General features: G+C 67.2%; 24 protein-coding genes and 1 tRNA gene. 11 read left to right on the top strand and 14 right to left on the bottom strand.

Annotated features, from left to right (window positions below):
* Window positions 1-73: 73 nt before the first annotated feature.
* Together ACWAUG_RS12825 and ACWAUG_RS12830 are read right to left on the bottom strand one after the other, a co-directional pair.
* Window positions 74-547: an aminoacyl-tRNA deacylase gene (locus ACWAUG_RS12825; protein ID WP_460802701.1), complete on the bottom strand. Its 474-nt coding sequence runs from the start codon at window positions 545-547 to the stop codon at window positions 74-76.
* Window positions 544-1,032 carry a DNA helicase gene (locus ACWAUG_RS12830; protein WP_460802702.1) on the bottom strand — a complete coding sequence of 163 codons (489 nt, stop codon included), beginning with the start codon at window positions 1,030-1,032 and terminating at the stop codon, window positions 544-546. Before ACWAUG_RS12830 ends, ACWAUG_RS12825 begins: the two co-directional genes overlap by 4 nt.
* Window positions 1,033-1,174: 142 nt before the next feature.
* Here ACWAUG_RS12830 and ACWAUG_RS12835 point away from each other — a divergent pair, with 142 nt between their 5' ends.
* On the top strand, window positions 1,175-1,732 hold the full coding sequence (locus ACWAUG_RS12835) for a peptidylprolyl isomerase (RefSeq protein ID WP_460802704.1): 558 nt from the start codon (window positions 1,175-1,177) through the stop codon (window positions 1,730-1,732).
* 25 nt (window positions 1,733-1,757) lie between these two features.
* On the top strand, window positions 1,758-2,645 hold the full coding sequence (locus ACWAUG_RS12840; RefSeq protein ID WP_460802705.1) for a rhomboid family intramembrane serine protease: 888 nt from the start codon (window positions 1,758-1,760) through the stop codon (window positions 2,643-2,645).
* Window positions 2,646-2,812: 167 nt separating this feature from the next.
* On the opposite strand, the gene ACWAUG_RS12845 is transcribed toward ACWAUG_RS12840, so the two are convergent.
* Complete coding sequence (locus tag ACWAUG_RS12845; protein WP_298041408.1) at window positions 2,813-3,052, bottom strand: cell division protein CrgA; 240 nt, start codon at window positions 3,050-3,052, stop codon at window positions 2,813-2,815.
* Between the two features lie 77 nt (window positions 3,053-3,129).
* Here ACWAUG_RS12845 and ACWAUG_RS12850 point away from each other — a divergent pair, with 77 nt between their 5' ends.
* From ACWAUG_RS12850 to ACWAUG_RS12860, 3 genes are read left to right on the top strand one after another with little or no spacing between them, the layout of a single operon-like run.
* Window positions 3,130-3,918 (top strand): class E sortase, encoded by a 789-nt coding sequence (locus ACWAUG_RS12850; RefSeq protein WP_298041410.1) that lies wholly within the window; start codon window positions 3,130-3,132, stop codon window positions 3,916-3,918.
* Window positions 3,919-3,928: 10 nt separating this feature from the next.
* Complete coding sequence (locus ACWAUG_RS12855; RefSeq protein ID WP_298041413.1) at window positions 3,929-4,087, top strand: hypothetical protein; 159 nt, start codon at window positions 3,929-3,931, stop codon at window positions 4,085-4,087.
* Window positions 4,084-4,704, top strand: a complete 621-nt coding sequence (locus tag ACWAUG_RS12860) for an anthranilate synthase component II (protein ID WP_460802706.1) — start codon at window positions 4,084-4,086, stop codon at window positions 4,702-4,704. Before ACWAUG_RS12855 ends, ACWAUG_RS12860 begins: the two co-directional genes overlap by 4 nt.
* Here the strand turns inward: ACWAUG_RS12860 and pknB are convergent.
* The 7 genes from pknB to ACWAUG_RS12895 are packed head-to-tail and all read right to left on the bottom strand — an operon-like array spanning window position 4,686 to window position 13,555.
* Complete coding sequence (pknB, locus tag ACWAUG_RS12865) at window positions 4,686-6,392, bottom strand: Stk1 family PASTA domain-containing Ser/Thr kinase (RefSeq protein WP_460802707.1); 1,707 nt, start codon at window positions 6,390-6,392, stop codon at window positions 4,686-4,688. The two genes, ACWAUG_RS12860 and pknB, sit on opposite strands and share 19 nt — an antisense overlap.
* Window positions 6,393-6,439: 47 nt before the next feature.
* Window positions 6,440-8,194 carry a protein kinase domain-containing protein gene (locus ACWAUG_RS12870; protein WP_460802708.1) on the bottom strand — a complete coding sequence of 585 codons (1,755 nt, stop codon included), beginning with the start codon at window positions 8,192-8,194 and terminating at the stop codon, window positions 6,440-6,442.
* A complete protein-coding gene (locus ACWAUG_RS12875) occupies window positions 8,191-9,645 on the bottom strand; it encodes a peptidoglycan D,D-transpeptidase FtsI family protein (RefSeq protein ID WP_298038304.1) in 1,455 nt (484 codons plus the stop codon). Before ACWAUG_RS12875 ends, ACWAUG_RS12870 begins: the two co-directional genes overlap by 4 nt.
* On the bottom strand, window positions 9,642-11,021 hold the full coding sequence (locus ACWAUG_RS12880) for an FtsW/RodA/SpoVE family cell cycle protein (protein ID WP_298038300.1): 1,380 nt from the start codon (window positions 11,019-11,021) through the stop codon (window positions 9,642-9,644). Before ACWAUG_RS12880 ends, ACWAUG_RS12875 begins: the two co-directional genes overlap by 4 nt.
* Window positions 11,018-12,331, bottom strand: coding sequence for a PP2C family protein-serine/threonine phosphatase (locus ACWAUG_RS12885; RefSeq protein WP_460802709.1), 1,314 nt, complete (start codon window positions 12,329-12,331; stop codon window positions 11,018-11,020). The genes ACWAUG_RS12880 and ACWAUG_RS12885 overlap by 4 nt, the downstream gene beginning before the upstream one ends.
* 8 nt (window positions 12,332-12,339) lie before the next feature.
* Window positions 12,340-12,855 carry an FHA domain-containing protein FhaB/FipA gene (locus ACWAUG_RS12890; RefSeq protein WP_460802710.1) on the bottom strand — a complete coding sequence of 172 codons (516 nt, stop codon included), beginning with the start codon at window positions 12,853-12,855 and terminating at the stop codon, window positions 12,340-12,342.
* Between the two features lie 4 nt (window positions 12,856-12,859).
* Complete coding sequence (locus ACWAUG_RS12895) at window positions 12,860-13,555, bottom strand: FhaA domain-containing protein (protein WP_460802711.1); 696 nt, start codon at window positions 13,553-13,555, stop codon at window positions 12,860-12,862.
* Between the two features lie 170 nt (window positions 13,556-13,725).
* Here ACWAUG_RS12895 and ACWAUG_RS12900 point away from each other — a divergent pair.
* A tRNA-Leu gene (locus ACWAUG_RS12900) sits at window positions 13,726-13,808 on the top strand.
* 111 nt (window positions 13,809-13,919) lie between these two features.
* Here the strand turns inward: ACWAUG_RS12900 and ACWAUG_RS12905 are convergent.
* Both ACWAUG_RS12905 and ACWAUG_RS12910 read right to left on the bottom strand, forming a co-directional pair.
* Window positions 13,920-15,182 (bottom strand): tyrosine-type recombinase/integrase, encoded by a 1,263-nt coding sequence (locus tag ACWAUG_RS12905; RefSeq protein WP_460802712.1) that lies wholly within the window; start codon window positions 15,180-15,182, stop codon window positions 13,920-13,922.
* A 19-nt stretch (window positions 15,183-15,201) separates the two neighbouring features.
* Entirely contained in the window at window positions 15,202-15,771 is a 570-nt protein-coding gene (locus ACWAUG_RS12910; protein WP_460802713.1) for a helix-turn-helix domain-containing protein, read from the bottom strand.
* A gap of 112 nt (window positions 15,772-15,883) precedes the next feature.
* Between ACWAUG_RS12910 and ACWAUG_RS12915 the strand changes: the two genes are divergently transcribed.
* From ACWAUG_RS12915 to ACWAUG_RS12935, 5 genes are all read left to right on the top strand, one after another.
* Window positions 15,884-16,108, top strand: coding sequence for a helix-turn-helix domain-containing protein (locus ACWAUG_RS12915; protein WP_460802714.1), 225 nt, complete (start codon window positions 15,884-15,886; stop codon window positions 16,106-16,108).
* A gap of 114 nt (window positions 16,109-16,222) precedes the next feature.
* On the top strand, window positions 16,223-16,456 hold the full coding sequence (locus ACWAUG_RS12920) for a hypothetical protein (protein WP_448235846.1): 234 nt from the start codon (window positions 16,223-16,225) through the stop codon (window positions 16,454-16,456).
* Window positions 16,457-16,461: 5 nt separating this feature from the next.
* Window positions 16,462-16,734 carry a hypothetical protein gene (locus tag ACWAUG_RS12925; RefSeq protein WP_460802715.1) on the top strand — a complete coding sequence of 91 codons (273 nt, stop codon included), beginning with the start codon at window positions 16,462-16,464 and terminating at the stop codon, window positions 16,732-16,734.
* Between the two features lie 172 nt (window positions 16,735-16,906).
* A complete protein-coding gene (locus tag ACWAUG_RS12930; protein WP_460802716.1) occupies window positions 16,907-17,155 on the top strand; it encodes a hypothetical protein in 249 nt (82 codons plus the stop codon).
* A gap of 16 nt (window positions 17,156-17,171) precedes the next feature.
* Window positions 17,172-17,468: a hypothetical protein gene (locus ACWAUG_RS12935; protein ID WP_460802717.1), complete on the top strand. Its 297-nt coding sequence runs from the start codon at window positions 17,172-17,174 to the stop codon at window positions 17,466-17,468.
* 9 nt (window positions 17,469-17,477) lie between these two features.
* Here ACWAUG_RS12935 and ACWAUG_RS12940 read toward each other — a convergent pair whose 3' ends face one another.
* Both ACWAUG_RS12940 and mobF read right to left on the bottom strand, forming a co-directional pair.
* On the bottom strand, window positions 17,478-19,460 hold the full coding sequence (locus ACWAUG_RS12940; protein ID WP_460802718.1) for an ATP-dependent DNA helicase: 1,983 nt from the start codon (window positions 19,458-19,460) through the stop codon (window positions 17,478-17,480).
* Entirely contained in the window at window positions 19,417-20,868 is a 1,452-nt protein-coding gene (gene mobF, locus ACWAUG_RS12945; protein WP_460802719.1) for a MobF family relaxase, read from the bottom strand. The genes ACWAUG_RS12940 and mobF overlap by 44 nt, the downstream gene beginning before the upstream one ends.
* Window positions 20,869-21,076 lie beyond the last annotated feature (208 nt).

Raw genomic sequence — 21,076 nt, forward strand, 5'->3', positions numbered from 1 at the left:
ACGCGATCGTCTACCGCGCCGCGGTCCTCATCCACGCCGCAATCGCGTGGACCCAACAATTATCAGACACGCCCTAGTCGCGGGGCTTCTCCGGTTCGGAGATGTCTGCCACGGCCGCGCCGTAGGCGGCGATCAGAGCATCCGCGTCGACGAACAGACTGTATCCGTGGGAGCCGGCGCCCATCGCGATGCGCCGGCCGATGATCGTCTCGTCGGCGTAGATCGGCCAGTCCGTGGAGCTGCCGATGGGCACGATGGTTCCTCGTTCATAGCCCGTGGCGGCCAGCGCCAGCTCGGGCTCGGGAAGGCGCAGCTTGTTCACGCCGACGAGAGCGCGCAGTTTGGGCCAGGAGATCGATCGCCCGCCCGGCACCAGCACGAATAGATATGTGTCGTCGGAGCGCTTGACCACAAGCGTCTTCACGATGTCCGACGGTGCGACACCGAGAAGTGCGGCGGCCTCGTTCAGGCTCCTCGCCTCGGGGCGCTCGCGGACCTCGATGTCGAGGCCGCGCTCTGCGGCGGCCTCGACGACGCGAGAGGTCAAGCGTCGGGCGCGGACAGCGGGTCGTCTGCGACCCAGAGCTCGTCGTCAGTGCGCAGCGCCTGCCAGGCGGCGTAGAGCACGCCGATGCCTGCGGCCACACCGAGGACGATCGCGACGACCGAGCCGAGGCCCGGACCACGCTTGACGGGCGCGGGCTGGTGCGTGAGGCCGAGGCGCTTGGCGTTGGCGACGTCCCAGGCGGACAGAGCTGTGCCGACGACGCCGCCGACGGCGGGGACGACCTTGCTGTCGACGATGTGGCGTCCGAACTTCACGCCGCGGTCGACGGTGGGGGCCACGCGACGGTTGTAGGTGTCTTGCACGACAGGGAGAACCTGCTCGCGGCCGACGTTTCCGAGCTGTCGGCTGGCTTCACGGGCCACATCCGCGGCGTTTCCGACGAGCACCTGCTGGGCTTCCCAGAGCTCGGTGGCGTCGCTGCGCAGGCGGCGCAGTTCCTTCTTGCGCTTGCGGGTCAGGCTCACAATGTTCTCCTGTCGATTGGAGTACGGGTTCCCCATCTTGCCAGACGTCACCCGATCGGGGGTCAGATTCTCCCGTGGGTTGTCAGGGATCTTCCGCAGAGCCGAGCGGCCGGGCGCGCCCAGGCTCTGAGACAATGGCTGTATGGCTCAGCACTCGCACGTCGCAACCCTGCACACCAACCACGGCGACATCGTCATCAACCTCTTCGGTGACCACGCCCCCAAGACCGTCAAGAACTTCGTCGGCCTGTCCGACGGCACCCAGTCCTGGACCCACCCCGCCACCGGCAAGCCGGGTGAGGGCCCCCTCTACAAGGACGTCATCTTCCACCGCATCATCCCGAACTTCATGATCCAGGGCGGCGACCCGCTCGGTCAGGGCATCGGCGGCCCCGGCTACAACTTCGACGACGAGATCAACATGGAGCTCAACTTCAACGAGCCCTATGTCCTCGCCATGGCCAATGCTGGTCTCCGACGCAACGCCATCACGGGCAAGGCCGAGGGCACCAACGGCTCGCAGTTCTTCATCACGACCGACCCGACGCCGTGGCTGCAGGGCAAGCACACGATCTTCGGCGAGGTCGCCGACGACGCCTCCAAGAAGGTCGTCGACGAGATCGCCGCCGTCCGCACCGCTGCCGGCGATCGTCCCGTCGAGGACGTCGTTCTGCAGTCGGTCGACATCGTCACCGTCTGATCCTCCGAGGCTCTGGCCGATCCGGATGACCACACCCGAGTTCGCGAGCAATCGCGAGAACTTCTGTTACCGCCATCCGGATCGCCAGAGCTTCGTGCTCTGTCAGCGCTGCACGCGCACGATCTGCCCGGAGTGCATGACTCAGGCGCCCGTCGGCGTGATCTGCCCCGAGTGCATGGCCGCTGAGCGCAAGAACCGCACGCCCGCGCAGAAGCGGGCGCAGCGCCAATGGCGCCGGCGCTCCCCCGCCGCCCTCTCCGCCGTTCAGACCGGCAAACCGGTGATGACCTACGGGATCATCGCCGTCACCGCCTTCGTCTACCTGCTCCAGTTGGTTCCCGGGTTCGACGTCGCGTCGCTTCTGCGCTTCTGGATCGGCTATCTGCTTCCCGAACTCTCCGGAGCGCCCTTCCAGCCCTGGCGTCTCATCACGGCCATGCTCGTGCACGGCGGCATTCTGCACCTCGCGCTGAACATGCTCGCGCTCTGGATGATCGGGCGTCAGCTCGAGCCGATGCTCGGGCGCTGGCGCTTCCTCACCCTCTACGTGCTCAGCGGTGTGGGCGGCTCGGTGCTGTTCGGCATCCTCTCGCCCGGCAGCGCCACGGTCGGAGCATCCGGCGCCGTCTTCGGCCTCTTCGGAGCGCTGCTCGTCATCGGCCTGCACATCGGCGCGAACATGACCGGACTCTTCGTCCTGCTGGGCATCAACCTCGTGATCGGCTTCGTCCCCGGTTTCGGCATCGCCTGGCAAGCGCACATCGGAGGAGCGATCGTGGGCGCGCTCGTCGGGCTCATCGTTCTGCGCACCCGCAAGCGCAGTCAGCGCACCGCGCAGATCCTGTTGCTCATCGGCGTCGCAGCGGCCCTCCTGTTGGTAGTTTTCGCCGTCGCGCCGTTGGTGCTGGGTTAACTGTCCTGGTCAGAAGTTGTTAACAGAGTTGTCCACCCCTGTGAATAACAAGCGTGTAATTCTCCCCAGGTGTGGATAGCCCTGTGGATAACTTCGTGGAAAACCTGTGAACAAAAGAAAAACGGCCTCCCGCGCGAGAGCGGGAGGCCGTAAAGGTCAGATGAGAGTCAGCGCCAGCGCGTCGTCATCAGGAAGCCGATCATCGCGATGCCCAGGCCGATCGCCAGGTTCCACGAGCCGATGCCGGGGACGGGGAAGTTCATGCCGGAAATGTAGAACACCAGGATCCAGACGAGACCGAGCAGCATGAAGCCCAGCATCACGGGCTTGAACCACACCGCGTTGGGTGCCTGTTCGCCCTCGGCGGTCTCGACGACGGGTTCTTCGCGCTTGCGGTCTCGTGCCATAGCCGTCATTCTACCCATGACCGGGGCCTTCCCGAGCTTTGGGTCATCGCTCACCGAGGGCGGATAGGATCGCCCGTATGACTGCACCTGCCGCGCCGATGTCGCGACGCGAGAAGAAGCGCAGGCAGAGACCGCGGACCACCGTCACCGGTGTGCTCGGTGAGCTGCTGCTGACCGCGGGCGTGATCGTGCTGCTGTTCGTCGCCTGGCAGATGTGGATCGGCGACATCATCATCAGTGCGCAGCAGAACGAGCAGGGTCAGCAGATCTCGCAGGAGTGGGATCGGCAGCCGGCGCCGGAGCCGCCTCCTGCCGTCGAGACCGAGGACGGCGTCTGGTACGAGCCGCCGCTCATGGAGCATCCCTCCGCCGGCGAGCACATGGCCCTTCTGCGCGTGCCGCGCTTCGGTGATGATTACGCCGCGACGATCGCGGGCGGCACGACGCGTCCGATCACCCTCGACAACGGCTGGGTCGGCGTGTACGACCAGTCGGTGATGCCCGGCCAGGTGGGCAACTTCTCCGTCGCCGGTCACCGCACGACGTGGGGCTTCCCCCTCAACCGCATGGACAAGCTCAAGATTGACGATGCGATCGTCGTCGAGACCGCGGAGGGCTGGTACACGTACCGTTACCGCAACATGCAGTACGTCACGCCCGACGCGGTCGACGTGCTCCTCGATGTCCCGCAGGTTCCCGGCGTCGAGACCGGCGAACGCTACATGACACTCACCGCATGTTCGCCGCTGTACTCCCTGGCGGAGCGCATCGTCGGCTATGCCGTCTTCGAGGGGTTTCAGCCCCGTTCCGAGGGCGCCCCCGAATCTCTCGCCCCCGTCGACGTCGTCGCCGGCCCGTCCTGGTAGGAGCCCTCCGATGTACGCAGCTCTCTGGCGCATCCTCCCCGGGCCGTGGTGGCTGAAGCTCTTCTTCCTGCTCGCTCTGATCGCGGCGGCGCTGTACGGCCTGTTCTTCTACGTCTTCCCCTGGATCAGCCCGATCATCGTTCCCGGCGGCGAGGTCGACCTGGAGTGAGCGCACGGGTTCTCGTGGTCGATAACCACGACAGCTTCGTGCACATCCTCATCGACTACCTGCAGGAGCTCGGCGCCGAGGTCTCGATGGTCGAGGCGGATGCCGAGGATACGGCGGGCTTCGCCCGCCTGCTCGGCGCGCATGATGCGGTCATGATCTCACCGGGTCCCGGACGACCGCGGGATGCCGGAGCATCCGTCGCCGTCGTCGAGATCGCGCGGGATCGTCGGATTCCTCTGCTCGGGGTGTGCCTCGGGCATCAGGCGATCGGCAGCGCATTCGGTGTCGAGGTGGCCCCGGCGCCGGAACTCATGCATGGCATGGCGTCGTCGATCGAGCATGACGGGACAGGGCTCTTCGACGGCATCCCCTCACCGGTCGATGTCGGACGGTATCACTCGCTCTGCCTCGACGAGCGCGACCTTCCCACCGAGCTCGTCGTCACGGCGCGCACGTCGAACGGCACCGTGATGGCGATCCGCCATCAGGATCTGCCGATCCACGGTGTCCAGTTCCACCCGGAGAGCGTGCTGACCCGGCACGGCCACCGCATGCTGCAGAACTGGCTGTCGACAGTGGGCGCGGGTGGGCCGGGCGATCACTCCCCGGTGCAGTAGCGCAGCTCGATCTCGGAGCGCACGGTGACGTCTCCCGGCGCCGAAGACATGGATGCGACGGTCGCCGGCGAGGTCGCCGGGCAGTCGCCCATTTCGGTCTGCAGCGCCGTGAGGCCGAGCTCTTCGAGCTTGGCGGTGGCGGCATCCAGCGTCCAGCCGGTGACGTCCGGAAGCGTGACGCGCCCGCTCGCGACCACGAGATCGATCACGGTCCTCGGGGCCACCTCGGTCTCAGCGGCGATGCTCGCCTCGAGAACCGTGTCGGCGGCGCTCTCCGGGTCGTTGCGCGGGGTCACGCTCCCCAGCTCGAGACCCACGTCGTTGAGCGCAGCCTTGGCCGCCGATTCCGAGAGGCCGATCAGGGCCGGCACGGTGACGGTCTCCGCACCGGTGGAGACATAGAGCGTGACGGTCTCGCCGACCTTGAGCGACTGGCCCGCCTCGGGATCGGTGCGCACGACGTTGTTCTCGGCGATATCGGAATTGGACTCGTAGACGACCTTCGATTGCAGATCGAGAGCGAGCAGATCCGCCTGCGCCCGGTCGTAGGAGACGTCGATGAGATCGGGGACCTCGCGTGCGGAGGTGGGGATCTGCTCGCCGCGCGGCATCATGAGAACCCACAGCAGCACCGAGATGAGCAGGACGGCCAGGAGTGCGACACCTGCCCAGATCCAGGCCACCGGAGGGCCGGACTGCGTGCGCGCCATCGTCGTGTCGGTGCTCAACTGGCGCAGCGAACGCGCGGTCTCCTGCGCCTGCCGGGGGCTGGATCCGTAGAGTTCGCTCGTCAGGGCGCCGAGCTCCTTCTTGCTCGGAGCCTTGCCGGCCACGGCGCTGTCGAGAGCCGAACGGAAGCTCGCAGCATCCGGATACCGCTGATACGGATCCTTCGCGAGCGCCCGCAGCACGATCGGGTCGAGGGCACCGGGGGAATCCTCATTCACCTCGGTCGGAGCCAGCGGCGTCTCGCTGACGTGCTGGTAGGCGACCGCCACCGGCGAGTCGCCGCGGAAGGGTTGACGGCCGGTGAGCAGCTCGTAGAGCACGACGCCGGTCGAGTACAGGTCGGCACGGGCATCGACGGGCTCGCCCTTCGCCTGCTCCGGCGAGAAATAGGCGGCCGTTCCGATGATCTGCGTGGTCTCGGCGACGGTCGATGACGAATCCGACACCGCGCGGGCGATGCCGAAGTCCATGACCTTGACGGTGCCCTTGTCGGTGATCATCACGTTGCCGGGCTTGATGTCGCGGTGCACGACCCCGGCGCGGTGCGAGTAGTCGAGAGCTTCGAGGATGCCGTCGACATAGCCGATCGCATCATCGATGGGCACAGGCCCCTCGGCGATGATCTCCTTCAACTGCCGTCCCTGCACCAGCTCCATGACGATGTACGGCTCGCTGCCGGGGGTTCCGGGAGCCGGAGCATCGTCGCCGGCCGTCGTCGGGTCGCCCGCATCGAAGACGCGCACGATCGACGGGTGTGCCATGCGCGACGCCGCCTGCGCCTCGAGGCGGAAGCGCGTTCGGAACGCCGTGTCGCGCGCCAGGTCCGGATCGAGGATCTTGACGGCGACATCACGGCCGAGCGTGAGGTCGTACCCGCGGTAGACCTTCGCCATCCCGCCCTCACCGATGAGCTCATCGACGCGATAGCGCTCAGCGATGATTCGCGGCTCTGCGGACACTGAAGACTCCCCTGGTCTGACGTGAATGTGCTTTCCTCAGGCTACCCTCAGCCCTCGGTCTCCTCGGAGTTCTCGTCGCCGGGTCCGGGATCCGGAGCAGGCGCCGCGATGATCGCCCCAGCATTCATCTGCGGGGATGCGCCGGACTCGCGCTGATCCTCGCCACCGCCCGAGCACAGGGCCGTGTAGGTGGCCGTGACCTGCGCACCGACACGCGTCCCCAGAGTGATTTCGGCGCTGCGGGTGTTCGGGTTGAAGGCCATCTTGGTGCTGCCGTTGCTGAACAGCCCCTCGGTGATGGTGACGTTGTAGCCGCTGAGGTTGCCGGTGCCGCTCGGGCACGTGAAATTCGCCCAGTTGATGGTCACGGTGGAGCCGGCGATCAGCTCGCCCTGGATCGACGGAGCGCTGTTCGGTGCGCCGATGGCGGCACGCTCGCCGAAGAGGTACAGCGTGATGGAAGCGCCCTCGGTGAGCTCACCGCGAGGATCGACCGACTCGACCGTTCCGACCTTGTCGTTGGAGGGTGCAGCAGTCGAACCGGTCTGGCAGACAGGGACGAGCCCAGCTTCGGTCGCCTTGGCCATCGCGTCGTCGCACGAGAGGCCGACGAGCCCCAGCGCGTCGACGCTGATGCGGGACGGCTCGGGCGTGGGGCTCGGAGTCGTGGGCTTGGGGGTCGGAGCGGCGGACGATGTGCTCGGAGCCGGCTCGGGCTCGCCCTTGTTCATCAGCGCGAAGACGGTGCCGCCGAGCACGATCACCAGCAGGGCGATCAGAGCGATGAGCGGCCACGTCCACGGGCTGCGCTTCTTCTTGCCCTCTTCCTCGTCGCCGTCCTCGCCGCCGACGGGGAGCTGTTCGGTCGTCGGGATGATGCGCGTCGCGCCGTCATCGCCGGTCGTCGTGAGCAGACGCGTCGCATCGTCATTTGCGACTCCGCCGGTGGCGATCGCGGGAACGGCGATCGCGGCGGAGTTCAGGTCGCCGCGGCGCAGGGCCTGCGCCGCGCGGGCGACGGTCGCCGACGACGAAGGACGGTCTGCGGGCTTCTTGGCGATCATCGCCATGACGAGGTTCTGCACCGGGATCGGAACGGTCGGCGGAAGCGGCGGCGGCTGCTCGTTGATCTGCGCCATCGCGATCGCGACCTGCGATTCGCCCGTGAACGGACGCTTGCCGGCCAGGCACTCGTAGGCCACGATGCCGAGCGAATAGGTGTCGGTCGCCGGCGACGCCGGGTGGCCGGACGCCTGCTCCGGCGACAGGTACTGAACCGTGCCCATGACCTGGCCGGTCGCCGTCAGCGGGACCTGGTCCGCGATGCGGGCGATGCCGAAGTCGGTGATCTTCACCCGGCCGTCGGGCGTGATCAGCAGGTTTCCGGGCTTGATGTCGCGGTGCACGAGACCGGCCGCGTGCGCGGCCTGCAGAGCGGATGCCGTCTGGGCGACGATGTCGAGCGTCTTGTCGGCGCTCAGCGACCCGTCGCGCTCGAGGAGCGTCGACAGGGCCTCACCGGGGACCAGCTCCATGACGAGGAACGCGCTGCCGTTCTCCTCGCCGTAGTCGAAGACGCTGGCGATGCCCTCATGGTTGACGAGGGCGGCGTGCCGGGCCTCAGCGCGGAAGCGCTCGAGGAACCCGGGGTCTCCCATGTACTCGTCCTTGAGGATCTTGATCGCGACGATACGTCCGATGACGTGATCAGTCGCTTCCCAGACCTCACCCATGCCTCCGATCGCGATACGCGACTGAAGCTCGTATCGACCACCGAACGACACACCCTGCGTCGGCCTCATTTGTTAAGCACCGCCTCAATGACCTTCTTTGCGATCGGGGCGGCGAGTGTATCGCCGGTTCCCGCTTGTCCTATTCCGCCGCCGTTCTCGACGACGACGGCCACAGCGATCTGCGGGTTGTCCGCCGGTGCGAAACCGGTGAACCACAGCGTGTACGGATCGTTGCCGTGGTTCTCCGATGTTCCCGTCTTACCGGCAACATCGATCCCGTCTATTCTTGCACCCGTAGCGGCCCCGTTTGCCACGCTGGCGACCATGCCCTCGGTAACGGCATCGGCCACGTCGGCTTCCGTCGCGCGGCCGAACTCGGAGCTGTCGTACTGGCGGATCACGGAGAGGTCGTTCCCGATCACGGCATCCACCAATCGGGGGTTCATCACCACCCCGTCGTTGGCGAGCCCGGCCGAGATCAGAGCGACCTGCAGCGCCGTCGCCGTGACGGGTCCCTGACCATAGCCGCTCTGCGCCGTCTGGTCGGAGCTCATCGCTCGCGGGTACTCGGATGCCACGCTCTCCAGCGGCGTCGAGAAGGTCTGGTTGAAGCCGAACGCCTCGGCCATGTCGAAGATGGTCGAGGTGCCGAGCTCGACCGCCAGCTCCGCCATGGGGATGTTGCAGCTCAGCCGCAGGGCCTCCTGGATGGAGACGGTGGTGCCGGATCCGCATGCTCCGCCCCACGCGTTGGAGATCTCGGTCGACGTGCCCGGCAGCGTGTAGCGGGCGGGGTTCGGCAGCGTCGACTCTGGGGTCCACTCGCCGGTCGCGTAGGCCGCGGCGGCGACGAGGACCTTGAATGTCGAGCCCGGAGGGTTCACGTCGCGCGTCGCACGGTTTTGCAGCGGGTTCGGCCGCCGCGCATCGAGGGCGTCATAGGCCTCGCTCGCCTCGCTCGCGCTGTGCACCGCGAGCGTGTTCGCGTCGTAGCCGGGAGTCGAGACCATCGCGAGGATCCGCCCGGTCGACGGCTCGATCGCCACCACGGCTCCCTGAAGGTTGCCGAGGGCGTCGTACGCGGCGCGCTGCGCCGCGGCATCCAGAGTCAGCTCGACGCTGAACCCGCGCTGGGGCTGGCCGGACACGATCCGCTCGAGTTCGGCGAAGAACGCGCTCGCGCCGGTGCCGGAAAGATCGGCGTTGAGGATGTTCTCGATGCCCGTCGAGGATTGCAGCGCCGGGTTGAAGTAGCCCGTGACGTCGGACCACATCGGAGAATCCGTGTAGACGCGCTGGTACTGGTACTCGTCATCGCTGGCGACCGAGTAGGCGATCGGAACGCCATCGGCGATGATCGAGCCGCGCTGGATCTCGTAGCTGTCGAGCAGGGAGCGCGTGTTGCCGCTCGTCTGCGCGAGATTTTCGGCGTCGACGACCTGGATCCAGCTGGTCGCGGCGAACAGCGACAGGAACATGAACAGCATCACGATGCTGAGTCGGCGGAGTTCTTTCGTCATCCGATCACCACCCGGGGTTGGCGGCGCACGCCGTCGGAGATGCGCAGCAGCAGCGCCACGATGAGCCAGTTGGCGACGAGCGAGGATCCGCCGGCCGCGAGGAACGGGGTCGTCAGACCGGTCAGCGGGATGACCCGCGTGACGCCCCCGACCATGATGAACACCTGCAGGGCGATCGTGAACGACAGGCCCGTGGCGAGGAGCTTTCCGAAGTCGTCCTGGCCGGCGATGCCGATCCGGATGCCGCGGCTGACGAACACCATGTACAGGCAGAGGATCGCGAAGATCCCGATCAGGCCCAGTTCTTCACCCAGGCTCGGAATGATGTAGTCGCTGTGCGCGAGCGGGGTGATCTGCGGTCGTCCCTGCCCGAGACCCGTGCCGATCAGGCCTCCGTGGGAGAGGCCGAAGATGCCCTGCACGAGCTGGTAGCTGCCGCCGGCGGACTCGATGACCTCGGGGTTGAACGCGTCGAGCCAGTTCGTGAACCGACCGCGCACGTAACTGAGGATCTGTGTCGCGGCGAGAACTCCCGAGACGACGCCCGTGAGACCGATGAGCACCCAGCTCGTCTTGCCCGTGGCGACGTAGAGCATCGCGATGAACAGGCCGAAGATGAGCATTCCGGTGCCGAGGTCGCGCTGGATCACGATGATGCCGAGCGAGATCAGCCAGACCACGATGACCGGGCCGAGCTCCCGCATGCGCGGCCACGTCACGCCGAGGAAGCGCTTGCCGACCGAGGTCAGGCTCTCGCGCGTTCGCACGAGGTATCCGGCGAAGAAGATCGCCAGGCAGATCTTGGCGATCTCACCGGGCTGGAAGGATCCGAAGCCCGGGATCGTGATCCACACATCCGCCCCCGCATCGGCGCCCAGGCCGGGGATGAAGGGCAGCAGGAGCAGCACGATGCCGGTGAGGCCGAACAGGTACGTGTACCGGAACAGCACCCGGTAGTTGCGCAGCAGGATGACGATCGCGATCGCACCCGCGAGCGAGATGCCGAGCCAGGCCAACTGCTTGGTCGAATACGCGGCCCAGCCGGTGTTGTTCTCGGCGATGTCGATCCGATAGATCATCGCGATGCCCAGGCCCGAGAGCAGGGTCGCGATCGGCAGGACGAACGGGTCGGCGTCGGATGCCACGGCGCGCAGCACGAAGTGCAGGGCGAAGGCGAGCACTGCCAGGCCGCCTCCGATGAACAGGATGAACGGGTCGATGAGACCCAGAGCGCCCAGCTGCACGAGGGCGAGCGCGGCGCCGCTGAGCGCGCAGGCGAACAGGAGGAGCCAGAACTCCCGGTTGCGCTGCGTCTGGGGCAGGCGCATCCGTCGCAGGGCCTTCAGGACGGCGGTATCGGCCGCGATATCGGTCATCCGGCATCCTCTCCGTCGGTATCGGGCGACGGCAGCGGGGCCGGCGGGGTCGGGGTGGGCGTCGGGGTCTGGCCGGTGACGGCCTGTTCGCCGGCGCGCAGACGATCGACGATCGCCATGGCATCGGAGAGCGAACGGGCGTTGATGGTCCGTTCGACCGATGCGCGCTGATAGGGCGGCAGATTCGCGAGGAGGATGCCGGTGTCCTCGATCTCGGTCGACAGTTTGATCGGCCCGATGTTCTGCTGGACTCCCTGGAAGATCACGACGCTGTCGTCGTCGGCGCCGACGAAGTAGCGCGTCTGCGTCCAGCTGTAGGCGATGAAACCGGCGCCGGTGAGGGCGAGCAGCACGGCGATGAGGGCCGCGATCCAGCCGATGCGGCGCCGCTTGGCACGACGACGGTCCTCCTCGATGAGCTCCTCGAGGTAGTCGGCGGCCGGCTCGAAGTGCGAGGGCTCGTTGGCGGCCTGGCGCACGGGGTGCAGCCAGCTCGGACGGGCGGGCCGGACGGCCGGGATGAGGATGCCGGAGGGGTTCGCGGCCGAGCCGACGACGACCGGCGCGCCGGAGACGATGGGGTGCGCTCCCCCGACCTCGACGATCACGATCGTCACGTTGTCGGGCGCTCCGCCGTCGAGGGCCTGCTTGAGCAGGTTGTCGGCCGTGCGTCCGGGGGGAAGACCCAGGCGCATCGCCTTGAGGATGTGCGGGTCATCGACGACGCCGGACAGTCCGTCGGAGCAGAGCAGCCAGCGGTCGCCGGGCAGCGTCGGCATGACGAACAGATCCAGCTCGGGATCGTTGTCCATGTCGCTGAGCACGCGCATGAGCACGGATCGGCGCGGGTGGTAGCGGGCTTCTTCCTCGGTGATGCGCCCCGAGTCGACGAGCCTCTGCACGAAGGTGTGGTCGGCCGTGATCTGGGTCAGCGCGTCATCGCGGTACAGGTAGATGCGGGAGTCGCCGATGTGGCCGATGACGGCGTAGTCGTCGACCATGACGATCGAGCTGACCGTGGTTCCGAGACCGGCGAGCTCGGGACGCTCCTTGGCGGCGCGGATCAGGTCGGATGCCGCGGTGGTCGCCGCCGCCTGCAACGCGGCCTGCGCGTCGTCGGTGGAGGGGAACGCCTGATCGAGGCGCTCGAGGTGCTGGATCGCGATGCTGGAGGCGACATCGCCGCCTGCGTGCCCGCCCATGCCGTCCGCGACGGCGAAGAGGTTGGCCCCGGCATAACCGGAATCCTGGTTGTTGGAGCGGACCTTCCCGGTATGGGAGATCGCCGTGCTCGAGCCTTCGAAGACCATGACCGGGGTCAGGCTCGCAGCTCGAACGTGGTGGCGCCGACCTTGATCGTGTCGCCGATGCTGATCGGCACCGGCGAGCCGCTCAGGCGCTTGCCGGTGAGGTAGGTGCCGTTGGTCGAATCGAGGTCCTGGATGGCCCAGCCGTCGGCACGCAACAGGAGGCGGGCATGGTGGCTGGAGGTGTAATCATCGCGGATCACGAGACCCGATTCGCTGGAGCGGCCGATCGTCATCGGCTCGGTGCCCAGCGGCAGCTCGAGGCCGGCCTTCGGGCCGGAGGTGATGACGAGCTTGGAGACCGAGGATGCCGTGGCGGGACCGCCGCTGCGCGGCGCCGGCGCCGGACGGGCCGCCGGAGCGGGTGCGGGGACTGCGACAGGAATGCCGGATGCCGCCTCGGCAGGGAGTTTGCGCACCTTCACGCCGAAGAGGTCGGCGCGCAGCGAGTAGACGACGCCGAAGACGAAGAACCACAGCAGCACCAGGAAACCGATGCGCAGCAGTAGGAGGACGAGTTCACTCATGCCGTCACCGATCCCTGAATCTGTTGGACGGGTCGGCCGCGACCGGCACGACGCGGAAGACCAGATCGGTGCGTCCGATCGTGATCGTGGTCTCGGAGGGAAGGGGCGCTTCGCGCGCCTTCTGCCCGTTGACCTTGGTGCCGTTGGTGGATCCGAGGTCGCGCATCATGGCTCGTTCCCCGTCCCACAGCACCTCGACGTGCTTACGGCTGGAGCCGGCATCCGCGATCGTGATGTCGGCGTCGCTGCCGCGGCCGATCACGGTGCGCGCGCCGGAGAGCGTGTGACGGCGCCCGTCGACATCGATCATCGCTTCCCAGGTGACGCGTCCCTCCGCGGTGCCGGAATTCACGCGAACAGTGCCGGTGGCGACCTTCTCGTCGCCTTCGAAGGCGATCGAGAGCGGACCCGCGAAGCTGTAGCCCTGCGAGCGGGCGTGCTTGTTGAGAAGCGCGTGCAGTTCATCGGTGAGGGCACCGCCGAGCGCCTGCATCCGATCGAGGTCATCGGGGCTGAGGCGGACGACATAGCTGTTGGGGGTGATGATGCGGTCGCGACTGACGACCGCAGCCTTGATGTCGGCCTCACGGCGGATCGCGGAGGCGATCTCGACCGGTTGGATGCCGCTGCGGAAGGTCTTGGCGAATGCGCTGTTCACAGCGCGCTCAAGACCCTTCTCAAAGCTGTCAAGTAGTCCCACTGGGCTCCTCTGGCATGTCTGACCGGTATCCACATCGTAGCCAGGTGATCTGGATATGCGCCTGTCGACGCAGCCGGATGTGCGAAACACCCGGGGTGCACGCGAGTTCTTGGCGCCCCGGATCGCGTGCTATCCTCGTGAAGTTGGGTTCTTCGGAAAACAACAGGTTCGCGCGAGTGGCGGAATGGTAGACGCGCTGGCTTCAGGTGCCAGTGTCCTTATGGACGTGGGGGTTCAAGTCCCCCCTCGCGCACAGAACAAAAACAGCCCCTCACCAGGGATTTTATAATCCAGGTGAGGGGCTGTTTCGTTGCTATGGGGCGAGATATGGGGCAAGCGCCCCCGGTTCGCCCCATCGCGGTGTTCACGTTCCGGCGAGGCGGCCCGCGAACTGTTCGACGGCGTTCTTCTGCATCGTCGGGGTGACGTGGCTGTAGATGTTCATCGTCGTGGTGATGGTGGAGTGCCCGAGGCGTTCCTGCACGACCTTGGGCGGCACACCCAGTTCCATGAGGATCGTCGCGTGCGTGTGCCGCAGTCCTTTGATGGTGACGCGGGGAAGGTGCTCGAACTTCTTGCGCCTCGCGGCCCATTTGAGGCGGCGATCCCAGCGGCTGGTCATCGCGTCGGGTGAGCGGAGCCTTCCGTCGTCGTCGCCGAAGATGTAGGCGTCGGCTCTTGCCAGCTCGAACGACAGTTCGGCGCGGGCGACCTTGTAGGAGGCGAGCACTTTCGCGGTCGCGGCGTCGAGGTCGATGACGCGGGCGTTGCCGGTCTTGGTGGTCTTCGTCTTCGTCCAGTCCTCGGTGTTGATCGCGCGGCGGATGCTGATCTGTGAGGTCTTGGCGTTCAGGTCGTTCCATTTGAGGGCGAGTGCTTCGCTGCGCCGCATCCCGGTGTTGGCGATCAGCCACCACAGGGCGAACAGCTCGTCCTGCTTCTCGTCGCGGTCCCACGCGAGGAACGCCGCGAGCTGATCGGCCGTCCAGGTGACCAGCTCCGTCTTCTCTGCCCGCATCTGGCTCGTGGTCGGTGCTTTCGCTGCCTTCCGCTTCGCGGGATTGGTGGTGAGGTGGCCGTCTTCGATCGCGGCGTCGAGGATCGCGCCGAGCACGACGTGGGCCTTGTGGACGGTGTTGGCTGACAGCGGCCCGCCCTTGTCCTGCTCGTCCTTGCGGCCGTGCTGTTCGAGGTCGCGGTAGTGGCGGGCGATCCGGGTGGGGGTGAGCTTGTCGAGCGGGTAGTGCCCGAGTTGCGGGCGGAGGTGGTTGCGGATGATCTTCTTGTACCCGGCGATCGTGGAGTCCGCCAGATGCAGGCCCTCCACCCAGGCGTCGGCGTAGGAGCTGAGGGTGGGAACCTTGCCGCCGAACTTCTCGTGCTCGTCGCGCTGCTTGAGCGCGTCCTGCAACGCAGCATCCGCGTCGGCGGCGGTCGCGAACCCTCCCCGGCTGAACTTCTTCTCGCCGAGGTCGGGCTGCTCCGGATCGATCGGCACCCAGATCTGGAACCGCCATTTCTTCCCTGCGGCAGTCTGGTACGACTGGATCGACCCGCGCCCACGCCGCCGCGTGCGCGAACGACGCGCCTGCGCCTCACCTGCTGGCGGTGTTGTGTGGGATGCCATGATTCCGGTTCCCTTGCCCTTACTCGGCAGAGCCGAACCGGCCCGCATAATCGGCGGCGTCGAACACGCGCCCGGTCGGGTCGATCTGCACGCCACGCTCTCCGATGAGCCGCTGGCGCTCTTTCAGCGCAGTGAGGCGCTGCGTGTAGTCGTCATGGCTGGCTTGGCTCGGGCTGCCATGCTTCAACGCGCTCTCGAAATACTGAACGCGGTTCAGGCACACCACCCACTCCTGCTGCCAGTACGCCAGTAGTCCCTCGCTGGTGAGGGTGAGTTCTCCGCGCGCCCACTTCTCGATCTCCTCGGGCAGGTACGACTCGGGCACACCGGTGAGCGTCGTCTGCTCGTTCGGCGGCGTCAGGAGCGCCGCGGGGCTGGTGCGCAGCAGGTAGGCGATCACGGTGAGGTCGTCCACGTCCACGCGACGATCCCCGTTCTCCAGCTTGCTGATCCCCGACGGCGACAGCTTCCGACCCGCCGCGCCGAGAGCGTCGGACATGGTGCGCAGGTCCATGCCGATTGCTTGGCGTGCGGCGCGGATGTTCGCGGCGACGTGTGTATTCGTGATTCCCGGAGGGTTGCCCCTCACCCGCTCAGTTTCCATAGTAAGAACATACAGCGCGGTACTTGACAATGCAAGCATAGGCTCCTACCGTTGAATGCACCCTCCTCGCGCGCGGCAAAGAACGGATGGTGCGATCATGCGTCAGAGCACCCTTGATATTGACGACCTCCGACGTCGGCGCAGCCTCGTCATCACCCGCCAGGAAGCTGCCGAAGCCCTCGGCGTCGACCCGCGCACCATCACGGTCGGCATCGAGGACGGCACCATCCCCTCCGTCAAGCTCGGCCGCCGCGTCGTCATCCCGCGCGAGAAGTTCCTTGCCCTGTTTGCAGACACCGCGACCGATAGCCGCGAGTCTTGACCTTCCAATGGGAGTGCCGAATTGGCACCGCCGCTCAGCGATCCCCACTCGTCCCGTCGGCAAGGATCACACCGAGCGCTTGGCAAGTTATCTTGTGGCAAGTAAACTTGTGACATGGAATCAGACCCGATCATCCTGGACAGTGCCCACCGGCACGGCGTCTCGGATGCGGCGATGCTCCATGCGCTCCGTTTCCCTGTCCGGCACTTCGTGCAAGACGATGCGATGACCATGTTCATCGGCCCCGACGAGACCGGCACCCTGGTCGAAGTCGGCGTCATCGAATGGCACGGCATCATCGCGATCGCGCACGCGATGCGTCCGGCTCGACCCAAGTATCTGAGGTGAACATCATGGCTCCACGCTCTATCGAAGACATCAAGGCCCGCGCCGACGAGTTCGCGGACGCGTTCGAGAACTACGACCCCAAGCCCGGCGACCAAGACGCACCCGTTCCGCCGGTGATGGCGGTCAAGCTCGCCGCCTGGCGACGCGACACCGCCGAACGCGAACTCGCAGAGGCGGTGCGTGCAGCGCGTGAACAGCGGCTGTCGTGGCGTGAGGTCGGCGAAGCGATCGGCACCAGCGGCGAGGCCGCACGCCAGCGCTACAGCGCCAGCGCCTGACCTCTGCTCCTGCTCGGACTGACTGAACGCCGCTGACGGAGGAATGCCCGCTGTGACTGCAAGAAACACTCTGACCGTTGACGACGGGATACTCACTGTGACTCCGCGAGGAATGGATCGCGTGTGGGGTTTCCGGAATCGAGTGCAGGTACCTCTCGGGAGCATCACGAACGTGAGCATCGAGCGTGACCCGCATCGTGTGCCGACCGGCCTGCGGGCTCCTGGCCTCGACTTCATGGGCAAGCTGTGCGGCACGTTCCATGTGAACGGTGAGCGACACTACTGGAACTACTCGGGAACCGGAGAGGCGTTAGAGATCGAGCTTGCCGAGGGTCAGCACTTCCGTCGCCTGTATCTCTCGGTCGCTGACGCCGCAGACGCACAACGCACGCTCCACGACGCAGTGGGCGCGCACTCGTAGTCGATAGGCTTCGGTCATGGAGTGGTTCGGGTGGATCGCGGTCACGGTCGGCATGGCGCTGTTCATCATGTCGTTCGTGCGGATGGTGCGCGCGAACCTCGGCACGCGTATCCCATACTTCCGGAGCCCGGAGGTCAACCCCTCGGCCACGATCGCCATGCGGAGCATCGGCGTCGGCGTACTCGTCATCGGTGTGGCGGCTCTCACACCGACCCTGGGCTACTGGGCCGCACTGATCGTGTTCGCCCCGCCGCTGATCGTGATGCCTGCCACGATCGCGGTGCACAACCGCAGGCTCACGACCGCCGTCTGACGGGCCTGGTCACAAGCCGAGTCCGGGTCGTCCTCGCTGGTGATCCGGCCCGGTCCTCGTCGGCCCCGCGTGGCGGCGGGCGAGAGCTTCCTGGCGGGCTTGCAGAGCTTCGCGCTCGACCCGTTGCTGTTCTCGGCGCTGGGTGAGCCATTCGGCGGCCTCCGCGACGGGGCGCGCGTCCAACTCCGCAATGACCCGCCGCGCCGCGGCTGCCCGCTTCCTGGCCTGTTCGGCATCGGTTCTGGGGTTGGGGACGCGGAACGTGCCCCGCATCTGCCGTGCCTGCTCTGCCCCGTAGACCTGGACAGTGAGGCGCTCCCGCTCGACGGCCTGCCGCTGAGCGGTCTGCTGCTTCGCGGCCTCCGCTTCGCTGAGGGCATGTTCAGCCGCCCGCACCTCTGGGTGGGCGTCGGCCTGTTCCGTCGCGATTGTCTGCGCCCACTCGGTGACGGGTCGCAAGAGAGACGGTGCGGTGCCCCAGGTCTGGGTGACGTGTCGCTCGATCTTCTCGACCGATTCCGCCGAGGTGTCGATGTTCCGGGCGGCGGTGCGTCTGCGCCCGAACCTCGCTGCCTTCGCCTCCGCTCGGGCATCGTGGAGATGCGCGCGAGCATGCACGAGTTCTTGCCCGTCCGCCCGCGCCCGCGTCTCTACCTCGGCGGTGACCGTGTGGCGGGTGTGCTCCGCAAGCTCCTTCGCGTGGGTTACACGCGCGGCGTGCTCCCCGGCTTCGACGTGCTGCGCCTGCTTCTGGGTGGAGAATCGCGCGGCGGCGTCCTCGAACAGCGCCGCGTCCTGCTCTGCGCGTTCGATGAGCTGGGTGAGGCGTGCCCGCTCGGTCTGCACCAGACGTACCGGCCCGTCCTCCACGAGCCCGCGCACGGCCTCTGCCGCGCGCTCGGTCGCGTCGGCGAGGCCGCGGTCGGCGCGGTCGCGCTCCATCGCCGCAACGAACTGCTCCCGCGCTTGCTCCTGGTTCTCGGCCACGACGTGCAACAGGTTCTGCTCGCGGCCGCGGGTCATGCCGACATACACACTCGCGGCGCTGGTGGCATCAGTGAGAAGCGTGTGCGACCCGGTGACGGTCGCGCCCTGCGCCCCGTAAGCGGTCGCCGCATACGACAGATGCGCATGCTCGGCCACATACTCGGCAGGCAGGCACAGGGTGCGCTGCCACTTGCGTCCATTCCCGGCCTCGCGCACTCTGAGCGTGCCGTCCTGCTCGATGTGTTGCACGATCCAGTTCTGACGGTTCGCGACACCCAGGTCAGCGTTGTTCTTGCGTGTCTGGATCACGTCCCCGGCTCCGATAGAGAGGCCATCGCTGCCGGTAGCGGTGCGGCGGTCGTCGACCTCGCCGCGCGCCACTCGTTCCTCACGGATACGCGCGTTGACAGCGCGGGCCTCGTCGTTGGAAGTGACCATGACGGCCTCTTCTTCCCGGCGATGTCCCGCAATGTGCTCGCGCACGTCCTCGTCGCTCGCGTGCAGGCGCATGAGCCCGAGCGCAGTGAGCCGGTCGAACACCGCACCGGGGTTGTCACCGTCGCGCATCCGCACCGTCAGCTCGGCGTAGGCGCGGTCGGTGAAGCGATGCACCTCGGCCATGTCGAAGGTGCGCCCCCGGAGGTGTGCGGCGATGTCGAGCACGCCACCGCGTCCGACTGCGGCAAGCTGCGCCCGGTCGCCCACGAGCGCGACGGTCGCGCCCGCCTCTGCGGTGACGGTGAGCAACGCGATTGCAGTGTCCTGGTCGAGCATCCCGGCCTCGTCCACGATCACCCGCTCACCCCGCTCCAGCCGCGCACCCTCTGCCGGGCCGCGAAAGGTGCGGCCCGTCTCCGGGTCAGCGTCGCCGGGGGTGAGGCGTGTCCATACGCCGTCGCTGTTCCACCGCCAACCGTGCGCGTGCACGAGCGCCGCAACACTCGTTGCGGGTATGCCGAGTTCATCGTGCGCGACCTGCGCGGCGCGCAACGTCGGCGCAACCACCCGCGACCACGAGCGAGTCGGTCGATGCGACCGCGGCGGCGGCGCGCTCCTGCCCAGCGTCCAGGCCGCGCTTGCGCGCCGCCCGGCGCACGTCCGGGTGCTCCGGGTCTTGTCGCGGGATGCGCACGGCGATGAGGTCGCGCAGATGCGTCTCCGCCTGCACGACGCGCAGGCTGGTCAGGTGCGCCACATGCTCAGGGGCGGGTGCGCCGGGCGGGAGGATGGAGAAGCAATCTTCCATCGCGAGAGCGGTGGCGATGTTCACGAACTCGCGTATCTCGGCGGGTGCGGCTTGCACGCCGTACTCGGTCATGATCCGGGTGGCGTGCTCCTGCACCGTGTGCCGCGTCCACGCCGAACTACCGGCGGCGCACCGATCCAGTGCTCGGTTCGCCACGGTCTGCACGGAGAGGTCATCCAGCGACGCCGGCGCACGACGCGCGGGCCGGCGCAGCGTGGCCGGGTCGTAGCCGGCTTCGTGCAACTCCCTCACCCACGCATGTTCCTCGCTGAGTGTGGTGGGCTTCTTCGCGGGCCGCTCGTACGCCCACGCTTTCGCCGCGAGACGCACCGAGACGACCGGCCCCACAGTCTCGCCCGGATGCGCCGCCTCCCACTCCGCTTCAAGGCGTTCAAGGTGTCGGCGTACTTGCTCGCCGCGCTTGCTCATCACGCCGTTGAATCGCTCGAGTTCGACGACCTCGCCCGATGCCGGGTCGAGGGTGAGGCCGTGCCGATCCAGCACCTCGGCAAGCTCAGGGTGCGCGGCGATGACCGCAGTGCCGAGGGCACGGATCGCGCCCTGCTGCTTGAACAGCGCCGCGGTGTCCAGCGCCCGCCACTTCCCGGCCGCCCACACGCGGGTGCTGATCTGGAAGTGGATATGGCGGTGAGGGTCACCCGCCCGACTGGTGCGATGCGACACCGCCACCGTCTGCAACTGCGAGACGGGCACAACCTCCTGCTTCCCGCGCGGCCCCGCGCGGGTCACGGAATGCTGAGCGAGCCACCGCTGAATCTCGCCCACGACGTCCTGCTGCGCCCGGTCGAGGACTGCGGAGACTTCCGGGTGGAGCGCTGCGGCGATCGAGAGCGACTTCGGGGCGTTCACGACCATCTCCGCGAACCTGGGCGAGCCCTGCCGCCCCTCGCCCGGCATACGAGGCTTGCCCATCGACTCCCCGGTGAGCGGGTTCATCCAATCCACCCAGCCCGCATACGCGTCCGGGTCGAGCCCCAGGGTGGCGGTCACGTTCCCGTCGCCGTCGAGCGCGGTGAACTCCGCCACGGACGTGTCAGCGCCGAGGTAGTAGTCATCGGCGCGAGAGCGGTCGGCCTCGACATAGCGGCGCGCATCGGCCCCGGTCCCCCGGAACAGGATCACGCCGCCATGCATGAGACTCACCACCAATGATTTCTAGTACGGAAACTATGGTATCTACCACGGTAGCATACGTCCATTCGGAAGAGAGCGTGAGAGCTCTGTGAGGTCCAGAGAGCGGGACGATCGGAGGATCGGTCCGTAGCGTCGAGATGGAAGCTGAATATTCGCTTCTCTGAGCGCCACGAGTATTGCGGTTGAGCGCCACCTGCTCGTGGGCGCGTTCGCGTCGTTG

This window comes from Microbacterium sp. GXF6406 (genome assembly GCF_054798215.1).